General features: G+C 57.7%; 1 protein-coding gene. It reads right to left on the bottom strand.

Going from position 1 to position 1,121, the window contains the following annotated elements; all coding sequences use genetic code 11:
- Positions 1-213: 213 nt before the first annotated feature.
- A complete protein-coding gene (locus tag LPA44_RS17990) occupies positions 214-1,029 on the bottom strand; it encodes an IS5 family transposase (protein ID WP_230890850.1) in 816 nt (271 codons plus the stop codon).
- Positions 1,030-1,121: the final 92 nt, after the last annotated feature.

Raw genomic sequence — 1,121 nt, forward strand, 5'->3', positions numbered from 1 at the left:
TGCCTTGTTGAACGCAAGACTGCGTCGGGGTAGGGTCGATAACTTACGACTTCACGGCGTCAAAGACCGGTTCTTACACTCAGAAGATGCAGTAGCTGCTGCTGGCGGTGTTCGTCGAAGGATCAAAACTATGGTATCTTACTCCCATGATCAGGTGACGACGGCGATGCCTCTCCCGAATACGTCCGAAGAAGGGAGAGCAGGCGGCGAGCCCTAACTCGCCGCCTGCGTCAGGTTATGCAGGATGCACTTTCGAGTTAGCTCCCGGAACTGGCCATGCCAGCTCCGGGAGCGCAGCTTCTCGCCGTCGTCTTCCTTCAACTGCGAGAAACCCGTTTCACTCATCCAGCGCTGGTTGTAATCCTCGTTCATCCGGGCGTTGTGAGCCTTCTGTAACGGTGTTTGCTCCCTGTGTTTGATTAACGGTCGCGTTGAGTTGGAGCGACACTCCTCACGGAGGTCGCTCCACGAGTAGTTTGCGTCAGCAGACAGCACCCGCAGGTCTTCCGCGTTCCGGCGGAAGACCTGCATCCCGATGTGGCCGTCCCAGGCCTTCTGCGTCGTGTAGTGAACGTCCTTGATTGCTAGCGAGTTCACGTCGATCAAGATCGTCGTCTTCATCGACTGGAACGAGTAGTTCGCGCGGTCGCGGTAGTGGTAGCTGGTTTGATCGCGTTGAAAGCCGCTTGCGTCAATTGCGGCTTCGCCACTCCAGCCCGCCTGCTCCGCGCTTTGGCGGAGCAGGCGGCGGAGTTCACGCATTCGGTACTCGTTTTCCCACCGACAAAACGAGCTGTAGTGCGGTGCTTCGTTGAGATCAAACACGGCGAGGACGCCGGGCATTTCGTTGAGGTAGTCTTCTGTCTCACGGAGACTCTTTTCGAGTTCCACGCGATACAGGATTAACGCGATCTGCACCCACTCGGCGTACCCGTCCGCGCCGTCCGGCGCGGCGGGTACGTCCGGATCCTCAACATGCTGTTTGGCAAGGTCTCGACACATCCGGGCAAGCCGTCTGAGCGATGCCATATCGCCAGACGGCGTCCATTTCCGGGTTAATCTGGCGGAATATTGCACTAAGAGCGTTTGAAGCGACCGTCAATCGACGGCAAAACAAGGCA

It is taken from the genome of Halobacterium sp. KA-4 (assembly GCF_021028995.1).
In the GTDB taxonomy this organism is placed as follows: Archaea; Halobacteriota; Halobacteria; order Halobacteriales; family Halobacteriaceae; genus Halobacterium.

Excerpts from the sequence above, each read along its gene's own strand:
- LPA44_RS17990 (WP_230890850.1), bottom strand. The coding sequence starts at position 1,029 with ATGGCATCGCTCAGACGGCTTGCCCGGATGTGTCGAGACCTTGCCAAA.